The following is a 19,598-nucleotide window of genomic DNA, read 5'->3' on the forward strand; positions in this document are numbered from 1 at the left end:
CTAAGGAAAACCATGTCCACGGCAACTACGCCAACCTCCGGAGCAGTCACCCCGGAACGCCTGGCCGCTGCTCGCAAGGCGGTGATCAGCAGTTCGCTCGGCGCTGCGCTCGAATGGTTCGACGTCATCGTCTACGCATCATTTGCAGTGGTCATCGCCCATAACTTCTTTCCCGGCGGCGACAACACTCTCGGCTTGATACTGACGTTCGCGACGTTCGCGATCTCGTACGTCATCCGGCCGCTTGGCGGGATGGTTCTCGGAAGCTATGCCGACCGTCGCGGGCGCAAGAACGCCTTGACGTTGACGATGATGCTGATGATGATCGGCACGCTCATCATGGCGGTGGCGCCGACGACCTCGATGATCGGGCCGTGGGTCGGCGTCGTCATCCTGGTTTCGCGACTCATTCAAGGATTCTCCGCAGGCGGTGAATTCGGTACTGCTACAACCTTCCTCGTGGAAACTGCACCGCACAAGAAGGCGTTCTACTCTTCCTGGCAGGTTGCCAGCCAGGGTGCTTCGGTTTTCCTGGCATCGTTGTTCGGATACGTGCTCAATACCCATCTCTCGCATGAAGCGCTTTACTCGTGGGGCTGGCGCGTTCCGTTCTTCTTCGGCATCATCGTCGGGCCGGTCGGTCTCTACATCCGCGCCAAGCTCGATGAAACGGACGATTTCAAGACGAGCGTCCCGGAAAAGGCCCCGCTGAAGACGACGCTGACCAGGCATCTCGGCCGGGTGCTGACCGGCGCCGCAGTAGTCGGCGTCGCGACGATCTCGATCTACCTCATCTTGTACATGCCGACGTTTGCCGTGAAGAACCTCGGAGTATCCGCCTCTGCCGGCTACCTCGGCGGAATCGTCGCCGGGCTGGTCACCTTGATCACCGTGCCGTTGATCGGTCATCTTGCAGACCGGGTCGGACCTGCGAGAGTTATGACCTGGGCCGCCGTTGCGGCAATCGTCCTGGCCTGGCCGCTCTTCAAACTGATGGTCGATCACCCCTCGACTCTGACGCTCGTCCTGGTTGTTTCGGTCCTGGGCGTCATCATGGCGTTTGCCTTCGGCCCGTTGCCTGCCTTGATGAGTTCGCTGTTCCCGGCGGAGATCCGGGCTACCGGGATGTCGTTGTCGTACAACCTCGGAGTGACCTTGCTCGGCGGAATCGCGCCGTTGGTCTTGACCTGGTTGATCAGTACGACAGGCTCGCTCGACGCTCCGAGCTACTACTACATGACGGTCGCAGTGCTCTCCCTCGGCGGGCTGTGGTCTGCCAGGACGCTTTTCAGTCAGAAGTGACGGCGGGGGAGCGCGGTAGCGATCATGCGACCGCGTCTCCCTCTGCCAGCGCGACAACGGTTTCCGACCCGTGCCAGTCGGGGGCTTGGGTTCGCAGTAGAGCTGCCGGGGTCAGCGAAGAGATTCGGCGGCATTCACGCGTCAAGTGGGCCTGATCGCTGAATCCGCAGTGGGCTGCGGATTCAGCGAGGCCCAGTGCGGGTCGACTGCGGGCGAGCGCCATGAAACGCTGGAGGCGCAGGATCGAGCGCAGCGTTGCAGGGCCGTATCCGAAGGCGTCGTTGCATCGACGCTGGAGTTGGCGCGAAGTCAGTGCCGCCGCGTCGGCGAGAGTGCTGACATTCCACGAATGTTCGGACAGTGCGGTGCGGACGTGGTTGATCACCGGATCGTGACGGAAACTCGAACTTGCCCAACTCCGGACAGCGCTTTCGAGGATCGAGACTTGTTCGTGGTCTTCGGAATTTTCCAAGCGGTTCAACAGTATTCGTTCCGTGCGTGCGTCGGTTACAGCGCTGAGGTCAGCGCGAGAATCTCGAAGCTCGGACGCCGAGGTTCGCAACATCGGCGATGCCGATCCAGGGCGGAATCGAACACCCACGGAGCGTGTTCCGGGCGGAAGAGTGAATGACCATGCAGCGGTTTCGGGGCCACAGACGCGTATGCCGACGCCACGTATCCACAGCACGTCCATGCAAGCATCGGGCACGAGCAGGTGTTCACCTTCTGCGCACGCCGTCCAGCCACACACCAGGATGTCGGAGAGATCCGGGGCGACCGATTGTGGTGTGTACCAACCCATGACAAGAGCCTATCGAGCGCCACCGACACGAAGGCGAGTTCATTCGACCGGGCCGAAGCGATATCCGAACCCCCGGATGGTTTTGATGTACTTCGGTTTCGCGGGATTGGATTCGAGTTTGGACCGCAAGCTGAGAATGGTCGCGTCGACCACACGTGTCTTTTCGTGGTCGGAACCCCAGACGTTTCGGATCAGATGATCACGCGAGTACACGCGCCCAGGCTCGGTCGACAGTTCCAGGAGTACCCGCCATTCGGTCCGGCTGAGGACGAGCAGCTTTCCGCCCATCGTCGCCGTCATTGAACGTCGATCGAGGAGCAGGTCACCGTGACGTTGGTGTTTTCCGGCGGCGGGATGCGCGGTTTCACGAAGGATCGCGGTGACCCGAAGATCGAGCGCGTGAGAATCGATCGGGTTCAGTACGAAGTCCGAGACAGCGCCATGTGGTGCTTCGTCGATGTCCTCGTGGGTATCCACCAACATCATGATCGGCATCGAACTGCGCAAGCGGATCTGTCGTGCAATCTCGTAGCCGTCGATGTCCGGCAACAAGAGATCGATCACGGCGATATCGAAACTGTCGGTGTCCAGGTCGTCGAGTAGGCGGCGCCCGGTGCGGACGAGCTGTGTTTGATGACCAAAATGTACTAATTCGGCCCCGAGTGTCTGGGCAAGCTCCGAACGGTCGGTAGCTGCAAGTATCAAGCTCACGTGAAATCCTCCCCCCGAAGGTGTTACTAGTCGTAACAGCTTGCATTCTGGCAGATCATCCACCGCATGGCCACAACAAGGTGGCTGATCAAAAGTTGAGGGAACCTGGGGGCGTTCGTCGCTAGACTTCTTTCATGGGCACTCTGTTCGCGTTGACGCTGCCAGGCTTGCTCGTGCTGCTGGTCCTGTTCGCGTTCGCCGAGACTCTCTGGAACCGGCTCACCGGTGGCCGGGCCCTGCCGTGGACCAGGGGGCGCACGACTCGTCCGGTCTCGGCGGCGGGCTTCGAAGAGGTTGCTGCCCTGTTTCAGGGGTCCAAGCATCATGAATTCGAACAGCGGCAGAGCGCGTTGATGCATCGTGAGGACGGAACCGACGGTGACCCGCCGTGGGTGTCCGTCGATCCGGAAGCTAACAAGGTCGTTCTCCGTCGACGGAGTTGACAGTCGCCGACAGTCGACGGAGTTGACAGTCGACGGAGTTGACAGTCGGGCTCAGGCCCAGTGGCTGGGGCGGGTCAGTGAATCGGGGAGTGTGGTAGCCGAATCGCCAACCGCCGCGTTGATCTGGAACTGAGTGAGAAAGATACTGCCGCGGAGTTTTGCGCCGCGAATGTCGGTGCCGCGCAAGTCTGCACCGATCAGATCGGCGCGATCGAGTTCGCAGCCGCGGAGGTCTGCACCGATCAGATAACTCCCGCGAAAGTTGGCCCCACGTAGGTCGGAACCACGAAATTTGGCGCCGATGAGGTCTGCGCCGCGGTGGTCGAGTTTGCGACCCTTCTTGCCCGAGACAGGTGAGCGCACAAGGTCACTCGTCTGCAAGAGCAGTGTGTTGACAGTCGCTCGGTGTGCTGAGACGTCGACGGCTTGAATCTGCGAAGGCGTGCCGTTGGTCAGGCTTTCCGTCTCTGCGAGTGCAGCGTCGAGTTCCTTTCGTATCGAGTGGGTTTGCTTCAGCGAGCGGGCTTCGGCGAGATACCAGAGCAGTTCGTGCAACTGGCGTACGACAGGGAACGTTTCGAACATGTCTGACGTGGTCTCCGGGGCGTCATGCCAGCTGATGCCGTCGTAGGTCTGCTGTGAAACCTTCTGTCCCGCACCGAAACAGTCGTACACGGTGCAACCGGTGAAGCCCTTCTTTCGCAATCCGGTGTGAATGCCGCAACGGAAATCCTGCTGCAGGTTCTTGCAGGGGTCGCCGGCATTCTTGTTGGTCGCGAAGTCGGAGGACTTGGAAAAGGGGAGTGCGACGCAGCACAGGCCGAAGCAACTGCTGCAATCCGCGAGCAGATTGGTCTGGCCGGCAAGCACGCGTACTCCCGATTGTTGGGTTGGACGGAAAGTCTGGCTTCGAGTTCGTGAGTCTGTCAAACGAATTTTCGTGGTTCTGAAGCAGTCGATGCGCTGCTACGCTGCTTTTCGCATGTCGATTCGAAGCCGGGGGGCTTGGGTGGGGAACGAAATACTGCAAGCGGGCGGCGGTTGGATTCGGGGCAACGGGCGTTGGAGAGGGCCGCAATCGCAGGGTCGACTTCAGTGACGACGTGGTATGGATACGATGCGCCGCAATCGATTCCACAAGCAGGGCTCGACGGGTACGCCGACGGCGGCGCGGGATCGCTGGATCGATTCCAAGACGGACTGCGTGCATCCCACGACGGCACGCATTAATGCAACACGGTCATCGGACACATTTACGGATCGACCGTGATCGGCGCTGCGGCGCCTCGGACGGACGATCAATGGACGCGAATGATCTGTTCTTCGTGGGAAGCCCCGGAACATGTCGGTGGCCACGTGTACGCCGCCGCCGCGGCCAACGATCCGGTTCCGATGATCGGGGACGTGTTCGGCGGTCTCTCGCATGGCGCGAACCCCGCGAACGATCTTCCGCTGATCGGATTCGGTGCCACTGTCATCGAATCCGCACCCGGAACCGGGATCGACGCGGGTCTGTTGGGCGAGCTCCCCAGCCCAGTCGCACACAGCGAGTATTGGGAACGCACCAACCCGGCTCTTGCCGGGATGGGCCACGTGATCGCCGGACTAGGAGCGCCATGACCAACGCAACGCGACGCCGTAAAGCACTCGGCATGAGCAGTATCGCGGTGGCAATCCTGCTGTCGGCGTGTACGACCCTGCTGTCGGCGTGTACGACGACGGAGAACGGGAAAGTGATGGAAGCCAACTTGAATCTGACCCTCATGCAGGCACAGGCCAAGGTGATCGAATACATGACGGACACGATCACGGTACTGCCGCCGGGCGCCTACTTGACGCGGTATTCCGAACTGAACCAGAAGGTCACCCTCGATCCGGGTGGCACCGTCCCGTGCAATGACAGCAATCTGTCGAAGGACACATCCGTGGACTACGGCGTGACGTACTTCCTCACCTCAACTGAAACCGCCGACATCCCAGGTTTCGGTGATCCGATTCGCAATCTGTGGACTGAGCGCGGCTGGAAGTTTCGAACGTACGACTCCGCTGGGGACTCGACGAGCACCGAGACAATCTTGCCGGATGGATATCGAATGGTTCTGGAGGAGTACGCGCGGGGAGCAAGTTTGACCGGGTCGTCGCCGTGTTTCCCCCGACCCGATGCATCGGATCGTCCGAACGCGCCCGTGCAGATCGATCAACCTTGACCGGGCCCGCGTCCTCGTTTCCCGAGTTGACTGTCCTCGCTCGCCAAGTCGACGCCGAGGTCGGGAAGGTTCGCGCCCGCGCAGATGCTGGAGGTGGTGCAGTCAGCGTCGAGGTCGACGCGTACGGCGCGATCACTGACTTGCAACTCACCGAGAGCGGTCTCCGGGCCGGCGCGGCTGCGCTCTCCGCCTCGATCGCAGCGGCCCACCGAACCGCTTCTGCGTCAGCAGCGTCTGCCGCGCAAGAACTACGCGCCCCACTCCCCCGTGACCTTCGCGTCGCCAGGGCAATGAATGCTTTCAATGCAGTGGACGCGTTCGATCAGGCGCCGGCCGCACCTGAACCTCACGTGGTGAAACGAGCCGACCGCGCGTCAGTCGACGACGACCTACCCTTCGACGGCGGTTCGTTCATGCGACGTGCCTGAGCCCGGGCAAAAAGAACCCCTGCGAACCGCTTCTCAGCAGTTCACAGGGGTTCCTTTGGCGGAGGATAGGGGATTTGAACCCCTGAGGGCGTTAACCCAACCCGCGTTCCAGGCGAGCGCCATAGGCCACTAGGCGAATCCTCCGTGGAGCAGCATACCCAATTGCGAGCGTGAAGCGTTAAACGGGTACCTGACCTGCGAAGAACCGGTGGATCTCAGGGTTTGCATCTCCGCCCCGATAGGTGGTGTGCAGCGGCCGACGAAAGCCGTCTACACTGTTCATTGGATCCCGCGCGGCGCGCATCCTGTGAACTCCCCCAGGGCCGGAAGGCAGCAAGGGTCAACGGGCTCTGCCGGGTGCGCGGGGTCCTCTATTTTTTTCACATACCCGACCCCGCCTCGTCGGTGAAAGGCCGCTCCGGATGCCTATCCAAACCCAGATCGGGTTGATGAGCCATGAAGAACTCACCTCCGAGCATGAGAGCCAGAGCGCGAAGTACACGCAGCTCCAGGCGCAGAAGCTCGCACTCGATCTGACCCGCGGTAAGCCTTCCCCGGAACAACTCGACCTTTCCGCAGAGCTGCTGACGCTGCCCGGCGACGGTGACTTCCGTGACGGCAGCGGCACCGACTGCCGTAACTACGGCGGACTCACCGGTCTGCCGGAACTGCGCGCCATCTTCGGTGAGCTGCTGGGTATCCCCGTTGCGAACATTCTCGCCGGCAACAACGCGAGCCTCGAGATCATGCACGACAACGTCGTGTTCTCACTGCTGCACGGCACTCCGGATTCGGCCCGGCCGTGGGCACAGGAAGAGAAGATCAAGTTTCTCTGCCCCGCACCGGGCTACGACCGCCACTTCGCGATCACCGAGTCCCTCGGCATCGAGATGATTGCGGTGCCGATGAACCACGACGGCCCGGATGTCGTCAAGATCGCCGAACTTGTTGCGTCAGATCCGCAGATCAAGGGCATGTGGGCGGTTCCGGTTTACGCGAACCCCACCGGTGCCGTGTACTCCGAAGAAATTGTCCGGACGCTCGCGTCGATGCCGACGGCCGCGCCCGACTTCCGCCTGTACTGGGACAACGCGTATGCCGTGCATCCTCTCGTCGGCGAGACTGCGCCTTCCTACGACATTCTCTCGATGGCAGCGGAGGCCGGTCACCCCAACCGTCCGCTCGTGTTCGCGTCGACGTCCAAGATCACTTTCGCCGGCGCTGGTGTGAGCTTCTTCGGTAGCTCGGCGGAAAACCTTGCCTGGTACCAGAAGTTTCTGGGTAAGAAGAGCATCGGACCTGACAAGGTCAATCAGCTTCGCCACCTGCGTTTCTTCGGCAGCGCCGACGGCGTTCGTGCGCACATGGAGAAGCATCGCGCGTTCCTCGCGCCCAAGTTCGAGCTCGTACTGCGGATCCTCGAGGATCGTCTCGGTGCTTCGAAGGTCGCGTCCTGGACGGAGCCGAAGGGCGGATACTTCATCAGCCTCGACGTGGTCGACGGCACGGCCAAGCGCGTCATCGAACTGGCGAAGAACGCGGGTATCGCGCTCACCGCTGCCGGATCGGCTTTCCCGTACAGCACGGATCCGGATGACCGGAACATCCGGTTGGCCCCGAGCTTCCCGTCCACGGCTGAACTCGAAGTTGCCATGGACGGCGTGGCGACGTGTGTCCTGCTCGCAGCCACCGAATCGCGTCTCTCCGAGATCTGAGTTCTCGAAGCGGCGTGCCCGGTCGGTACTTTTCGGTCTCGTCTTGTACCGTTCGGAGCATCAATTCCCGACATAGGGTGTAAATCCCGGAGGTTGTAGTGACGGGCGCGATCAACGCTTCGGATGGGCCTTCTTTCGAGGCGCACACCGCGAAATCAGAGTCGGTCATCGAAGCTGACATACCGCGACGCAGTCTCCGTGTCGGTGTTCTCGGATTCTCTGTACTCGGTGTTCTGGCTGTCGCGTCCGTGCTGATGGTTCTTTTCGCCGTGCCGATGAATACGCGGTACTGGGGGATCTTCGAAAATTTCCTCGATCTCGACGTCTACCGCCACGGCGGCAGCGTTGTGGTTCAGGGCCTTCCGTTGTACGACGGGCCAGTCCTGGAAGGGATGATGTTCACGTACACCCCGTTTGCGGCTTTGCTGTTCACGGTGTGGGCGGTGCTCTCGTTCAAACAGGCGATTGTCGTGTGGACGGGTTTGAACATCGCTGCGCTGTTCGCAGTGATCGTGTTGTGCTGGAAGTACCTCGGTTATCGGCTCGACGTGAAGGCGTACGCCGTCAGTGCGTTGGCCACCACGATCTTTCTGTTCATGGAACCGATACGTACGACGCTCTGGCTCGGGCAGATCAACATCTTCCTGCTGCTCTTGATCGTGTGGGACCTCGGTCGGGACGAGAAGAGTCGGCTCCGAGGAATCGGGGCAGGCATCGCCGCCGGTGTGAAGCTCACTCCGGCCTTCTTCTGGGCGTACCTCTTCATCACTCGTCAATGGCGTGCGTTGGTGACGGCCGTCGTGACGTTCGCGGCGACCGTCGCGATTGGTTTCGTCGTGATCTACAACGATGCGTACAAGTACTGGACCGGCACTCTTGTCGACAGCGAACGCGTCGGACCGACGGATGCTCCGAGCAACCAGTCCGTGTCCGGTCTGATTGCTCAGCTCACTCACACTCCGACGCCGTCGCGGGTCCTGGTCCTCGTCTTCAGTGCGCTGGCAGTATGCCTCGGACTCGGTGCCGCGTGGATTGCTCACCGGCACGGCCAGAAATTGCTCGGCCTCACCATGACGGGGTTGACTGCGACCACTGTCTCGCCGTTCTCGTGGGGTCATCACTGGGTGTGGTTCGTCCCGCTGGTCGTCCTCGCCGCGCACTACGCGATGGTGTCGAAGAAGCGCTGGGCGTGGGTGGCGCCGTTCGTTTTCCTGCTCCCAGTCTTGAACTGGTCTCACACTTGGTGGGACCCGTCGGTCATTCCGGGTACGGATCGCTTTGTCGGAATGGGCCTGTTCATGTTCGTGCCGCCCGAGTATCTGCGGATTCCGACCGTCGGCGTCTACCTCTGGGTCTTCACGCTTGCCGCGGTCTCGACGTTGGTTCTGTTCGGCTGGAAGAAGTGGAAGATTCCGGCTCCGGATGCGTCGGCGCCGGTCACAACTGCCGCCTGACGTGGCAGTATCGGACTCATGGCACTTCAACTGAACCTTGTCGGTGACCCCGAAGCTGATGCCCTCCTGGCCGAGGACCCGTTGGCGTTGTTGATCGGAATGCTTCTCGATCAACAGGTTCCGATGGAAACGGCCTTCCTCGGTCCGAAGAAGCTGGCGGATCGGCTCAGCGGTATCGACGTCAGGCGTATCGCCGACATGGACACCGACGAGTTCATCGCCATCTGTGCCGAGCCTCCGGCTGTGCACCGATTCCCCAAGTCGATGGGCGAGCGTATCCAGCTCATGTGCCAGTTCATCGTCGAGAACTACGACGGCGACACCGCGGCGATCTGGACTTCGGGAAATCCCGACGGCAAGGAAGTGCTGAAGCGGCTCAAAGCCCTACCCGGTTACGGGGATCAGAAAGCCCGGATCTTCCTGGCGTTGCTCGGAAAACAGATCGGCGTCGAGCCGAAAGGTTGGCGCCAAGCGGCCGGCGACTACGGGCTCGAGGGCTCGAGGCGCTCGATTGCAGACGTGGTCGACGAACAGTCTTTGCTCGAGGTCCGCGAGTTCAAGAAGGCCGCAAAGGCCGCAGCGAAGGCCGACAAGAAGTAAGCCGCTTTCAGGATTTCCGGGACCCGCTCGCACGCACTACTTTCATCAGGTCGCCTGCGGGGCCCTCGAGCTGACGCGGCGGGCGCCACACTGCACGCAGGGATCGGTCGAGTTCCAAGCCTTCGACGGCTACGACCCGAAGTTCTCCCTGCTTCACCTGGTCCTCGACGGCCAGCGTGCTCAGTACCGCCGGGCCGACGCCACCGAGCACGCTGGTTCGAATCGCGGCCGAACTACCCAGTTCCAACAACGGTGCACCGCGCTCGTATTCGTGTAACGCCAGGTCGAGAGTCGTTCTGGTTCCCGATCCGGGCTCACGCACCAGCAGCGGTGTCGCTGCCAGTTCGGCGACGGTCAGCGGCTTTCGTCGACGCGCCCATGGATGATCCGGGTGAACGATCACGACCAGCGAGTCACGCGCGACGGTGACGCTGGGCAGGCTCTTCGGAACGGTCGGTGACTCGACGAATCCGAGGTCACACATTCCTACTTCGACGGCTTCGAGTACGCGTGTCGAGTTGTAGACCTGAAGGTGGACGGTGACACCAGGATGCAGTGATCGAAAGACGCCGAGCCAGGCCGGGATCAGATGTTCGGCGACGGTCATGCTGGCACACACGGTCAATTCCGCGGATCGTTCGGTCCGCATCCCTTCGGCGACGTCGAGAAGCTGCTTCGAGTTGGCGAGGACGCGGCGCGCCCAGTGGACGATGACGGTCCCCTGCGGAGTCAAAGTCGCCCCCGTCGACCTTCGGTGTATGAGTGGCATCCCGAGCTGCCGCTCGAGGGCTTTGACGGCGCGGCTGGCATTCGGTTGTGCGATGTGAGCCAGACGGCTTGCAGCACTGAGGCTTCCGTGATCATCGATACCGACGAGTAGCTCGAGTGTGGTGAGGTCGGGCCACCTTCTGGTCATGCAGACAGGCTATACCCAGCATCTATTCCATATCGATCTGATATGTCGTGATGGTAGAAATCGCCCTACCGGAGCGATGGTGGCTCAAGGACGCTGGATGAGTGAACCGTGATGTGAAGTCCGTGGCCGAGAAACCCGCAGTCGCCCCTTCGTCAGAAGTACGACGGTGGTCGAGCGTCGCTGCATTGATGCCCGGAGTTGCGTTGTGCGCCTTGGGGGCCACGGTCGCGCTGGTTGCCGGTCAGTTCACCTCCGCCGTGAGTCCGTTGCTGATTGCGATAGTGGCGGGTGCGGTGTTGGCGAATACCGTCTCTTTGCCGGCGAAATTCCAACCTGGCCTGGCATTCTCGGCGAAACGGCTACTTCGGGTGGGTATCGCTCTGCTCGGGCTGCAATTGATGTTCTCCGACATCGTCGGTTTGGGTTGGGGAGTGATCGCCGTTGTGGTGGCGATAGTGTTCCTCGGTATCGCCGGGACCATGTATGCCGGAAAGCTTCTGGGATTGAGTTGGTCGCAGAGGATTCTGATTGCCTGCGGCTTCTCGATCTGTGGCGCCGCCGCTGTGGCTGCTGCGGACGGTGTGGTGAATGCGCGAGAGGAAGAGTTGCTGACCGCTGTTGCGCTGGTGGTGATCTTCGGAACTCTGATGATTCCGACGATCCCCTTGCTGGCCGATGCTTTCGGTATGAACGAGATCGAGGCGGGCATGTGGGCCGGTGGGTCGATCCACGAAGTGGCACAAGTAGTGGCTGCCGGCAGCGCTCTCGGCGCCACCGCGTTGGGTGTCGCGACCGTGGTGAAACTTGCGCGCGTATTGATGTTGGCGCCGGTCATGGCGTTTCTGAGCATTCGGCAACGCACGATGGTCGACAACACCGCAACGAAGCGGCCCCCGCTGATTCCGTTGTTCGTCGTGGCATTCATCGGCTGCATGGGTTTGCGCTCCACCGGAATGTTGCCAAATGAGCTTCTCGGATTGGCGAAGACCGTGCAGACGGCGCTGTTGGCTGCTGCGATGTTCGCTCTCGGGCTGGGGGTGCGGCTGAGCGTCATTCGTGGAGTGGGCGCACGACCATTCGTTCTGGCCGCGATTTCCACCGTGTGGGTGGCGACGATCGCCTACGTCGGAGTCGTGCTGGTCAGCTGATCGAGCGTTGAGTCCGCCATGCGCTCGGGCTCGTCGAGAACTGAGTGCGAAACCAGCGCGAGAAACTACCCTGCGTCGAAAACCCCAGGTGGACCGCCACTTCGGTCAATGAATAGCGAGGGTTGGCGACAAATCGTTCCGCGAGGGTGCTTCGGACCGAATTGAGAACAGCCGTGAACGTATCTCCGGATTCGGCGAGATGACGGTGCAGTGTCCGCCGGTCGAACCCGAGGCTTCGTGCCACCTGCTCGACAGAGCAGCGGCCGGTCGGAAGCAGAACTTCGATCAATTCCTTGGTGCGGCTGAGGGTGTCGGAGGTTTCCGATGCGGGAAGTGAGTCGAGGAACTGGCGAGCGTACGGCCGGAGCAACTCGTCGGACAGTTGGTTTGCCGCATCCAGGTCGGCGGCGAAGAAAACGATTCCGGTGAATTCGTGATCGAATTCCACGGTGTCGCCGAGGATTCGTCGATGCGTGCTCGTATCTTTCGGGGCATTGTGCGTGAATCCCACGCTGACCGGATGCCATCGAGAACCCAGGAAACTTCGCAGGATCTGCAGCGTCGCGCCGACTGCGAGTTCGACGCTCTGTCTGGTGTCGACCGGTTCGCCGACCTCGAGCGAGATTCGCAGGGTGGCGAGTCCGTTGACCTCGTTCAATCGGATGCGCAATGACTCGTTGTACGTGTGCTCGTATCGCATCAATACGTCGAGCGCGCTCCTGACGTCTGGTTCTTCCCTGATGACCAAGCTGAGGGGACCGAGATTGGACAGTCGACGCAGGCCGGCGAGTAGAAGCCCGAAGTCTTCGTGTCCGGACTCCGCTGCCGATCGCTCCAGGAGCGATGCGATGGAGGCGGCCGGTACCCATTGGTCGGGGTTCGCCAGGCTTGCCGGGCTCAGGCCGACACTTCTCATGAGGGCCACAGCGTCCACGTCCACTGTTCGGCACAGGTCGACGTATCGGTTCAGTGACGCGTAGCGGGCGAGTGGCTTCATAGGGCCCCCTTTACTCGATGTCCCGAAATGTTGTGTTGTGTGTCTCGTCAAGTTAAGCATGTGAGCCGGATCTCACATAGTTTTGTTCACATCAGTTCGGCACGACCGCGAAGTCGAGCACCGGCTTCTGGAAGTTGTTGCGTACGAATACAGCTCGACCGTAATCGAGTCGAGCCCGCCCACAGAATTGGAGAGCATTGATGGCAAACGCCATTCGGTTCCATGAGATCGGCACACCGTCCGTCATGCGTTGGGAAGAGATCGAGGTAGGACGACCGGGTGCCGGAGAGGTTCGGGTTCGTCATGAAGCGGTGGGGTTGAACTTCGCCGACACCTACTTTCGAAGTGGCCTCTATCCTGCGCAATTGCCTGCCGGGATGGGCGTTGAGGGCGCCGGTGTGGTCGAAGAGATCGGCGAGGGAGTAGTCGATTTTGCAGTGGGGGACCGTGTGACCTACACCGGCAGTCCGCTGGGTGCGTACGCCACCGAGCGGATCATGGCGTCGTCCGACCTGATCGCGCTACCCGACGGCATCGCCTTCGACACCGCGGCCGCCATGACCATGCGAGGACTGACCGCCGCCTACCTTCTGCGTCGCATCTACCCGTTGAAAGCGGGAGACACCGTGTTGCTGCATGCTGCGGCGGGCGGGGTTGGACTGATCTTCACCCAGTGGGCAAAACTGTTGGGAATCAAAGTGATCGGAACGGTGTCGAGCGACGAGAAGGCGAGCGTTGCCCGAGCTCACGGGTGCGATGAAGTCGTCATCTACACCCGCGAGGACGTCGTAGCGCGTGTCAAGGAGATCACCGGGGGCGTCGGCGTGCCGGTTGTCTACGACAGTATCGGGCAATCCACGTTCGACATCTCTCTCGATTGCCTTGCCAGGCGCGGGCTGCTGGTGTGCTTCGGAACGGCGTCCGGGCCGACTCCGCCGATTCAGGCAATGCAGTTGGCCGTCAAGGGATCTCTCTTCCTCACACGTCCGGCACTTGCCGATTACATCGCGGATCCCGAGGAACGTGCCGAATTGGCGGGCGAACTGTTCTCACACGTCGAATCCGGGCGAATCACGATCGAGATCAACCAGCGATACCCCCTCGAAGATGCGGTGCGTGCGCACCACGACATGGAGTCCGGTCGCAGTATCGGTTCCTCCGTCTTCTCCGTCTGAACCGAAACAGCACTTCCCAGAGGAATTGTCATGACCAACACCGCAACGTTGACAGAAAACCTTCCCTCGTCGACCAGCATGATCCACGTCGAGAAATTGACCTGTTCGATCGGGGCAGAGTTGTCCGGGGTGGATCTCGGCGAGGTCGCGCGAGATGCTGCACTCTTTGCCCAGATCAAGGGATTGCTGCTCGAGCACAAGGTTCTGTTCTTTCGCGACCAGAACTTCTCCAAAGCCGAGCACGTAGAGCTTGCCCAGCGATTCGGGGAGCTCGAGGATCATCCGGCACTGGGCAGCGACCCCGACCACCCGGGCCTGGTCCGCATCTACAAAGACCTGGACAGCCCGTCGGAGCATTTCGAGAATGCGTATCACTGCGACGCCACCTGGCGCGTGAACCCGCCCATGGGATGTGTATTGCGTTGTGTGGAAACACCTCCGGTCGGCGGCGACACGATTTGGGTGAACATGGCACTCGCCTACGAGAATCTGCCGGCGCGGGTCAAGGAGCAGATCAAGGATCTGCGTGCCAGGCACAGTATCGAGTCGACCTTCGGCGCTCGGATGCCGATCGATCAGCGGCACCAGCTGAAGGAACGCTTTCCCGACGCCGAACATCCCGTGGTACGAACACATCCGGAGACCGGCGAGAAGATTCTTTTCGTCAATTCGTTCGCCACACACCTCGTGAACTATCACACGCCCGAGAACGTCCGCTACGGAATCGATTACGCCCCCGGCGCCGGGAATTTGCTCACTTACCTGGCGAGCCAGGCTCAGATTCCCGAGTATCAGGTTCGGTGGCGCTGGACCGAGAACAGCGTCGCGATCTGGGACAACCGTTCGACACAGCATTACGCGGTGCAGGACTACTGGCCCGCGGTTCGAAAGATGGAGCGCGCCGGAATCATCGGCGACGCACCGTTCTGATCTCTCTGCTCAGCCCCGAAGATAATTCATTCACTCGATCGGAGTCACGCTATGCATTTCCACGACGATTCACTGTTCCCTGAAACCCAGGACAAGCTTGTCATCACCGTTGCTCCCTACGGACCGGAGTGGGAGCCGGACGATTTTGCAGAAGACCTCCCGCTGTCGATGGACGAGCACGTCCAGCAAGCCGTCGACTGCTTCAACGCCGGTGCCACAGTTCTCCACATCCACGTGCGTGAACTCGACGGCAAGGGCTCGAAGCGACTGTCGAAGTTCAACGAGCTTCTCGGCCGCTTGCGTGAGGCCGTTCCCGAGATGATTCTGCAGGTCGGCGGCTCGATTTCGTTTGCCCCGGAGGGCGAAGGCGCCGATGCGAAGTGGTTGTCCGACGACGTGCGTCACATGCTTGCGGAATTGGAGCCGGCTCCCGACCAGGTGACGATCGCGATCAACACCAGCCAGATGAACATCATGGAACTGATGACCGACGACGACATCGCGGGTACGTCGATGCAACGTCCGGAATTGGCCGATACGTATCGGGAAATGACCGTGCCCGCCGGTCCGGAGTGGGTGGCAGAGCACCTGCGCCGGTTGCAGGCCGCCGGAATCCAGCCGCATTTCCAGTTGTCAAGCATTCCGCAGCTCGAAACGGTGGAGCGGTTGATCCGACGCGGCATCTACACCGGCCCGGTCAACCTCACATGGGTGGCAATCGGCGGCGGCTTCGACGGCCCCAACCCGTACAACATGATGAACTTTGTCCAGCGTGTTCCCGACGGTGCGTGCCTGACGCTGGAAACGCTGATGCGTAGCGTCCTGCCGGTGAACACGATGGCCATCGCGATGGGCTTGCACGCTCGTTGCGGCAACGAGGACACCATCTGGGGCCGCAAGGGCGAGAAGATGACGTCGGTGCAGCAGATCGAGCAGTTGGTGCGCATTGCAGGCGAATTGGGCCGCGAGGTGGCTACCGCGAAGGAAGCTCGGGACATCTACCGGATCGGTGAGACGTATGCCGACACCGACGAGACGTTGGCGAAGCTGGGTTACGCGCCCAACCGCCGGATCGGCCAGCTGGGATTCACGCAGCACGCCTGAGTTCGCACCCTCTCGTACAACAGTTCCGGGGGTACGAACCGCGACGGTTCGTACCCCCGAATCCCCCCGTCTACCTCGAGTACTTCTAGGAGAGTCATGGGACTGCAAGCTCCCGCCACGCCACGTGTGGACACCGCGCTCGGAATGGGCGGACGACGAAAGTTATACCCGTGGATCGTTTTCGCCCTGGCTTTCGGTCTTCTGCTCTCTGACTACATGTCGAGGCAGGTGCTCAGTGCAGTCTTCCCGATCCTGAAAGCGGACTGGGATCTCTCCGATTCGCACCTCGCCTCCCTGAGCAGCGTGGTGGCGTTGATGGTCGGGCTGTTGACGTTCCCGTTGTCGCTGCTCGCGGACCGCTGGGGCCGCGTCAAGAGCTTGATCTTGATGGCGGTGTTGTGGAGTGTCGCGACGTTGCTGTGCGCAATCGCTCAGACCTACGAACAGATGTTGGGCGCCCGATTCTTGGTCGGTGTCGGTGAAGCGGCGTACGGCAGCGTGGGTATCGCCGTGGTCCTCAGTGTGTTTGCGCCCCGCGTGCACGCAGCTCTTGCCGGTGCCTTCATGGCCGGTGGATCGTTCGGTTCGGTCATCGGTGTGGCAATCGGTGGGTTCATCGCAGTCCAGTTCAGTTGGCGGTGGTCTTTTGCCGCCATGGCGATCTTCGGTCTGATTCTGGTTGCGCTGTTCCGTGCCCTCGTCACCGAGAAGAAGCTCACCGCTTACGCCGTCGAGGCCGCGCCGGATGCCGCCGGGGAAGCGGTGAGACACGACGGTTTTCGTGCGCCGGTGTCCTCGCTGTTCACCAATCCCGCCGTGTTGTTCGCCTACATCGGTGGTGGTCTCCAGATGTTCACCGCCGCTGTACTTCTGGCGTGGTTGCCGAGCTTCTTCAATCGCTACTACGATTTGGCCCCGGACAAGGCCGGCGTCACGGCTTCCGTGTTCGTCCTCCTGGTCGGAAGCGGGATGGTGGTCTGCGGTTTCATCACAGATAGATTCAGCCGCGACGATTCGGCGCGAAAATGGACTACCGCCATCGTTTACTGCGCCATCTCGTTGGTGACGCTGAGCATCGGGCTCCGGTTGGGCACGGGGACAGCGCAACTCGTATTGCTCGGTATCGGTGCATTCTTCTCCGCCGGTTCGTCGGGGCCGACGGCAGCTATGGTCGCGAACCTTACCCATCACTCGATTCGAGCGTCGGCCATGGGAACGCTCACCGTTGCCAACAACCTTCTTGGGCTGGCGCTCGGTCCCTTCGTGGTCGGCATCCTCGCCGATCACCTGGGTCTTCTCGGTGCTCTACAGCTTTCGCCCTTCGTCTATGTCGTCGCGGCCCTCGCGTTGGTAGCCGGCAAGCGTGCCTATCCCGCCGGGATGAGGCGGTTGGCGACGTTGCAGAATCGGCCCGAGATCCCCGGCGCCACTGAAGTAGCAGAAGTTCGGAGTTCCTGATGGATGAATCACCCACGGTAGTAATAGTTCCCGGTCTGCGCGATCATGTCGAGGATCATTGGCAGACTCACCTCGCGCGCAGGCTCGACAACGTTCTGACGGTTCCTCCCCTCGAGACCGACAAGCTCAGTCGCGATGCCAGGGTTGCGGCATTGGACGAGGTGTTGACAAGTGTTTCCAGCCCGGTGGTCCTGGTCGCGCACAGCGCCGGAGTTATGACAGTTGCCCACTGGGCGAGGGCGCATCATCGAGATGTTGCCGGCGCACTTCTGGTCACGCCGGCGGATCTCGAACTTCCTCTACCCGAGTCCTATCCGTCTCTCGAGGAGCTCGATCGGAACGGGTGGCTACCGATACCGCGTCAGCGTCTGCCTTTTCCGAGCACGGTCGCGGCGAGTCGGAACGATCCGCTCGCCGGGTATCGCCGAGTTGTGGGTTTGGCTGAAGGATGGGGGAGTCGGTTGCTGGATCTGGGTGAGGTCGGACATCTCAATCCGGCGTCCGGATACGGGTATTGGCCGCGGGCGGAATCATTGGTGTGGGAACTGCTCGAGTCGGTGTCGCACGCCGCCTCGTCTCGTACCACGGATTCCGAGTCGCAGGAGGAACACAGTCATGCTTGATCTTGCTGCTCTGCTGGAAGATTCGGCCCGGCGATACCCGGAACGGGATGCGCTGGTTCTCGGAGAAGCGAGGCTGACGTATGCGCAGTTCGACGCCTACGCGAATCGCATCGCCCATCTGCTCGTCTCGCGGGGTGTCGAGCCAGGTGACAAGGTGGCGTTGTCCTGCCCGAACGTTCTCGAGTTCCCGATCGTCTACTACGGCATTCTCAAGGCCGGTGGCGTCGTCGTTCCTCTGAACATCCTGCTCAAGGGGCGCGAAATTGCCTATCACCTGGCTGATTCGGAAGCGAAGCTGTACTTCTGTTTCGAGGGAAGTCCCGAATTACCGATCGCCGAGTACGCCATCGCCGGGTTCGAGCAGAGCGAGACCTGTTCGGCCCTGATCGTGATCAGCACCGAGCCGGGTGCACCGTCGTCGATCCTCGGAGTCGAGACTCTAGGCGAAGCACTGGCATCCGTGTCCGGCACGGAAACGCCTGCAGCCGCGGTTGTTCGTGAACCGACGGACACCGCCCTCATTCTCTACACCAGCGGCACGACCGGAAAGCCCAAGGGCGCCGAACTCACTCACTGCAACATGGTCTTGAATGCACTGTCGACCAACCGGTTGTTCGAGAGCGTTCCGTCCATGCATGAGCGTTATCTCCTGACTTTGCCGTTGTTCCACTCGTTCGGCCAGACAGTGACCATGAATGCGGGAATCTGCGTCGGTGCCACTTTGGTGTTGATGCCGCGCTTCGATGCGACGGCGGCACTCGAGATCATGGAACGCGAAAAGATCTCGGTCTTCGGGGGCGTCCCGACCATGTATTGGGGACTGCTCGGCGTGCTGGAGGAGGTAGTGAAATCCGGGGTGGATATCGAGACCGTTGCACAGAACATGCGGTGCGCGATCTCCGGTGGTGCAGCGCTTCCCGTCGAAATCTTGACACAGTTCAGGGAACGCTTCGGTGTTCAGATCCTCGAAGGGTACGGGTTGTCCGAGACCTCTCCGTTGGCCTTGTTCAGTGACCCGGAGAGCGACCCCCGGCCCGGTTCGATCGGCGTGCCGATCTGGGGCGTCGAAGCGCGGCTTGTCGATGACTCTTGGCGTACGATCACCGGCCCCGATGAAGTGGGTGAGTTGGCCATTCGCGGGCACAACGTCATGAAGGGCTATTTCAACCGACCCGAGGCGACGGCGGAAGTCATGTGCGACGGATGGTTTCGCACCGGGGATCTGGCACGGGTCGATACCGACGGAAATTACTACATCGTCGACCGCGCGAAGGACATGATCGTGCGGGGAGGATTCAACGTCTACCCGCGCGAAATCGAAGAGGCTCTGCTCACCCACCCAGCCGTCTCACTCGTCGCCGTCGTCGGGGTGCCGGACACGAGCCTCGGCGAAGAAGTTGTCGCCTACGTGATCCGAGAGCCGAGTGAAGAGATCTCCGAATCGGATCTCGTGGAATGGTCGCGGGAACAGATGGCCGCCTACAAATATCCGCGCCGCATCGAGTTCGTGCCGTCGCTACCGATGACGGCAACCGGAAAGATTCTCAAACGTGAACTGAATCAAGCATTTTCGATTGTCTGAGGA

At 61.2% G+C, this 19,598-nt stretch carries 21 protein-coding genes, 1 tRNA gene and 1 other RNA gene; 17 read left to right on the top strand and 6 right to left on the bottom strand.

All coding sequences use genetic code 11. The features are described from left to right. The first annotated feature begins 12 nt into the window (after positions 1-12). Complete coding sequence (locus B0E55_RS23365) at positions 13-1,302, top strand: MFS transporter (RefSeq protein ID WP_080910550.1); 1,290 nt, start codon at positions 13-15, stop codon at positions 1,300-1,302. Between the two features lie 22 nt (positions 1,303-1,324). Here the strand turns inward: B0E55_RS23365 and B0E55_RS23370 are convergent, their stop codons facing one another. Together B0E55_RS23370 and B0E55_RS23375 are read right to left on the bottom strand one after the other, a co-directional pair. Then, the gene (locus B0E55_RS23370; RefSeq protein ID WP_019746520.1) at positions 1,325-2,104 is read right to left on the bottom strand and encodes a helix-turn-helix domain-containing protein; all 780 of its coding nucleotides are present in this window, start codon (positions 2,102-2,104) and stop codon (positions 1,325-1,327) included. A 39-nt stretch (positions 2,105-2,143) separates the two neighbouring features. Continuing rightward, positions 2,144-2,815, bottom strand: coding sequence for a response regulator transcription factor (locus B0E55_RS23375; protein WP_080910551.1), 672 nt, complete (start codon positions 2,813-2,815; stop codon positions 2,144-2,146). Between the two features lie 134 nt (positions 2,816-2,949). On the opposite strand from B0E55_RS23375, the gene B0E55_RS31710 reads away from it, so the two are divergent. After that, positions 2,950-3,258, top strand: coding sequence for a DUF6191 domain-containing protein (locus tag B0E55_RS31710; RefSeq protein ID WP_007731580.1), 309 nt, complete (start codon positions 2,950-2,952; stop codon positions 3,256-3,258). A 51-nt stretch (positions 3,259-3,309) separates the two neighbouring features. On the opposite strand, the gene B0E55_RS23385 is transcribed toward B0E55_RS31710, so the two are convergent. Continuing rightward, entirely contained in the window at positions 3,310-4,128 is an 819-nt protein-coding gene (locus B0E55_RS23385) for a pentapeptide repeat-containing protein (RefSeq protein WP_080910552.1), read from the bottom strand. 171 nt (positions 4,129-4,299) lie between these two features. Here B0E55_RS23385 and B0E55_RS31950 point away from each other — a divergent pair, with 171 nt between their 5' ends. From B0E55_RS31950 to B0E55_RS23395, 4 genes are read left to right on the top strand one after another with little or no spacing between them, the layout of a single operon-like run. Beyond that, positions 4,300-4,488: an alpha/beta hydrolase gene (locus B0E55_RS31950; RefSeq protein ID WP_206745219.1), complete on the top strand. Its 189-nt coding sequence runs from the start codon at positions 4,300-4,302 to the stop codon at positions 4,486-4,488. Positions 4,489-4,524: 36 nt separating this feature from the next. Beyond that, positions 4,525-4,878 (top strand): hypothetical protein, encoded by a 354-nt coding sequence (locus B0E55_RS23390; RefSeq protein ID WP_080910553.1) that lies wholly within the window; start codon positions 4,525-4,527, stop codon positions 4,876-4,878. Beyond that, positions 4,875-5,465: a hypothetical protein gene (locus B0E55_RS31370; protein WP_020905887.1), complete on the top strand. Its 591-nt coding sequence runs from the start codon at positions 4,875-4,877 to the stop codon at positions 5,463-5,465. The genes B0E55_RS23390 and B0E55_RS31370 overlap by 4 nt, the downstream gene beginning before the upstream one ends. Continuing rightward, complete coding sequence (locus tag B0E55_RS23395; protein WP_108912727.1) at positions 5,462-5,893, top strand: YbaB/EbfC family nucleoid-associated protein; 432 nt, start codon at positions 5,462-5,464, stop codon at positions 5,891-5,893. Before B0E55_RS31370 ends, B0E55_RS23395 begins: the two co-directional genes overlap by 4 nt. Before the next feature lie 56 nt (positions 5,894-5,949). Here the strand turns inward: B0E55_RS23395 and B0E55_RS23400 are convergent. After that, positions 5,950-6,037 (bottom strand) — tRNA-Ser (locus tag B0E55_RS23400). 136 nt (positions 6,038-6,173) lie between these two features. On the opposite strand from B0E55_RS23400, the gene ffs reads away from it, so the two are divergent. The 4 genes from ffs (at position 6,174) to B0E55_RS23420 (ending at position 9,662) form a co-directional block, all read left to right on the top strand. Then, positions 6,174-6,273: signal recognition particle sRNA small type (gene ffs / locus B0E55_RS23405), an RNA gene on the top strand. Between the two features lie 42 nt (positions 6,274-6,315). Continuing rightward, on the top strand, positions 6,316-7,608 hold the full coding sequence (locus B0E55_RS23410) for an aminotransferase class I/II-fold pyridoxal phosphate-dependent enzyme (protein ID WP_080910555.1): 1,293 nt from the start codon (positions 6,316-6,318) through the stop codon (positions 7,606-7,608). Positions 7,609-7,706: 98 nt separating this feature from the next. Next, entirely contained in the window at positions 7,707-9,062 is a 1,356-nt protein-coding gene (locus B0E55_RS23415; RefSeq protein WP_020968199.1) for a glycosyltransferase 87 family protein, read from the top strand. Positions 9,063-9,080: 18 nt separating this feature from the next. After that, complete coding sequence (locus B0E55_RS23420) at positions 9,081-9,662, top strand: HhH-GPD-type base excision DNA repair protein (RefSeq protein WP_019746526.1); 582 nt, start codon at positions 9,081-9,083, stop codon at positions 9,660-9,662. A gap of 7 nt (positions 9,663-9,669) precedes the next feature. Here the strand turns inward: B0E55_RS23420 and B0E55_RS23425 are convergent, their stop codons facing one another. Then, positions 9,670-10,578, bottom strand: coding sequence for a LysR family transcriptional regulator (locus tag B0E55_RS23425; protein WP_019746527.1), 909 nt, complete (start codon positions 10,576-10,578; stop codon positions 9,670-9,672). A gap of 101 nt (positions 10,579-10,679) precedes the next feature. Here B0E55_RS23425 and B0E55_RS23430 point away from each other — a divergent pair, with 101 nt between their 5' ends. After that, entirely contained in the window at positions 10,680-11,726 is a 1,047-nt protein-coding gene (locus B0E55_RS23430; RefSeq protein WP_024487913.1) for a YeiH family protein, read from the top strand. Here the strand turns inward: B0E55_RS23430 and B0E55_RS23435 are convergent. Then, the gene (locus tag B0E55_RS23435; RefSeq protein ID WP_021342611.1) at positions 11,719-12,723 is read right to left on the bottom strand and encodes an AraC family transcriptional regulator; all 1,005 of its coding nucleotides are present in this window, start codon (positions 12,721-12,723) and stop codon (positions 11,719-11,721) included. The two genes, B0E55_RS23430 and B0E55_RS23435, sit on opposite strands and share 8 nt — an antisense overlap. A 200-nt stretch (positions 12,724-12,923) precedes the next feature. On the opposite strand from B0E55_RS23435, the gene B0E55_RS23440 reads away from it, so the two are divergent. The 6 genes from B0E55_RS23440 to B0E55_RS23465 all read left to right on the top strand — a co-directional run bounded on the left by B0E55_RS23440 (position 12,924) and on the right by B0E55_RS23465 (position 19,595). Then, on the top strand, positions 12,924-13,898 hold the full coding sequence (locus B0E55_RS23440; protein WP_019746530.1) for a quinone oxidoreductase family protein: 975 nt from the start codon (positions 12,924-12,926) through the stop codon (positions 13,896-13,898). 30 nt (positions 13,899-13,928) lie between these two features. Next, positions 13,929-14,828: a TauD/TfdA dioxygenase family protein gene (locus B0E55_RS23445; RefSeq protein WP_080910556.1), complete on the top strand. Its 900-nt coding sequence runs from the start codon at positions 13,929-13,931 to the stop codon at positions 14,826-14,828. A gap of 51 nt (positions 14,829-14,879) precedes the next feature. After that, positions 14,880-15,932 carry a 3-keto-5-aminohexanoate cleavage protein gene (locus B0E55_RS23450; protein ID WP_003943988.1) on the top strand — a complete coding sequence of 351 codons (1,053 nt, stop codon included), beginning with the start codon at positions 14,880-14,882 and terminating at the stop codon, positions 15,930-15,932. Between the two features lie 96 nt (positions 15,933-16,028). Further along, the gene (locus B0E55_RS23455; protein ID WP_080910557.1) at positions 16,029-17,390 is read left to right on the top strand and encodes an MFS transporter; all 1,362 of its coding nucleotides are present in this window, start codon (positions 16,029-16,031) and stop codon (positions 17,388-17,390) included. Then, positions 17,390-18,013, top strand: a complete 624-nt coding sequence (locus tag B0E55_RS23460; RefSeq protein WP_047888063.1) for an RBBP9/YdeN family alpha/beta hydrolase — start codon at positions 17,390-17,392, stop codon at positions 18,011-18,013. Before B0E55_RS23455 ends, B0E55_RS23460 begins: the two co-directional genes overlap by 1 nt. Next, the gene (locus B0E55_RS23465; RefSeq protein ID WP_080910558.1) at positions 18,006-19,595 is read left to right on the top strand and encodes a long-chain-fatty-acid--CoA ligase; all 1,590 of its coding nucleotides are present in this window, start codon (positions 18,006-18,008) and stop codon (positions 19,593-19,595) included. Before B0E55_RS23460 ends, B0E55_RS23465 begins: the two co-directional genes overlap by 8 nt. Positions 19,596-19,598 lie beyond the last annotated feature (3 nt).

Origin of the sequence: Rhodococcus sp. 66b, assembly GCF_002076325.1 — a bacterium.
Classification (GTDB): domain Bacteria; phylum Actinomycetota; class Actinomycetes; order Mycobacteriales; family Mycobacteriaceae; genus Rhodococcus_F; species Rhodococcus_F erythropolis.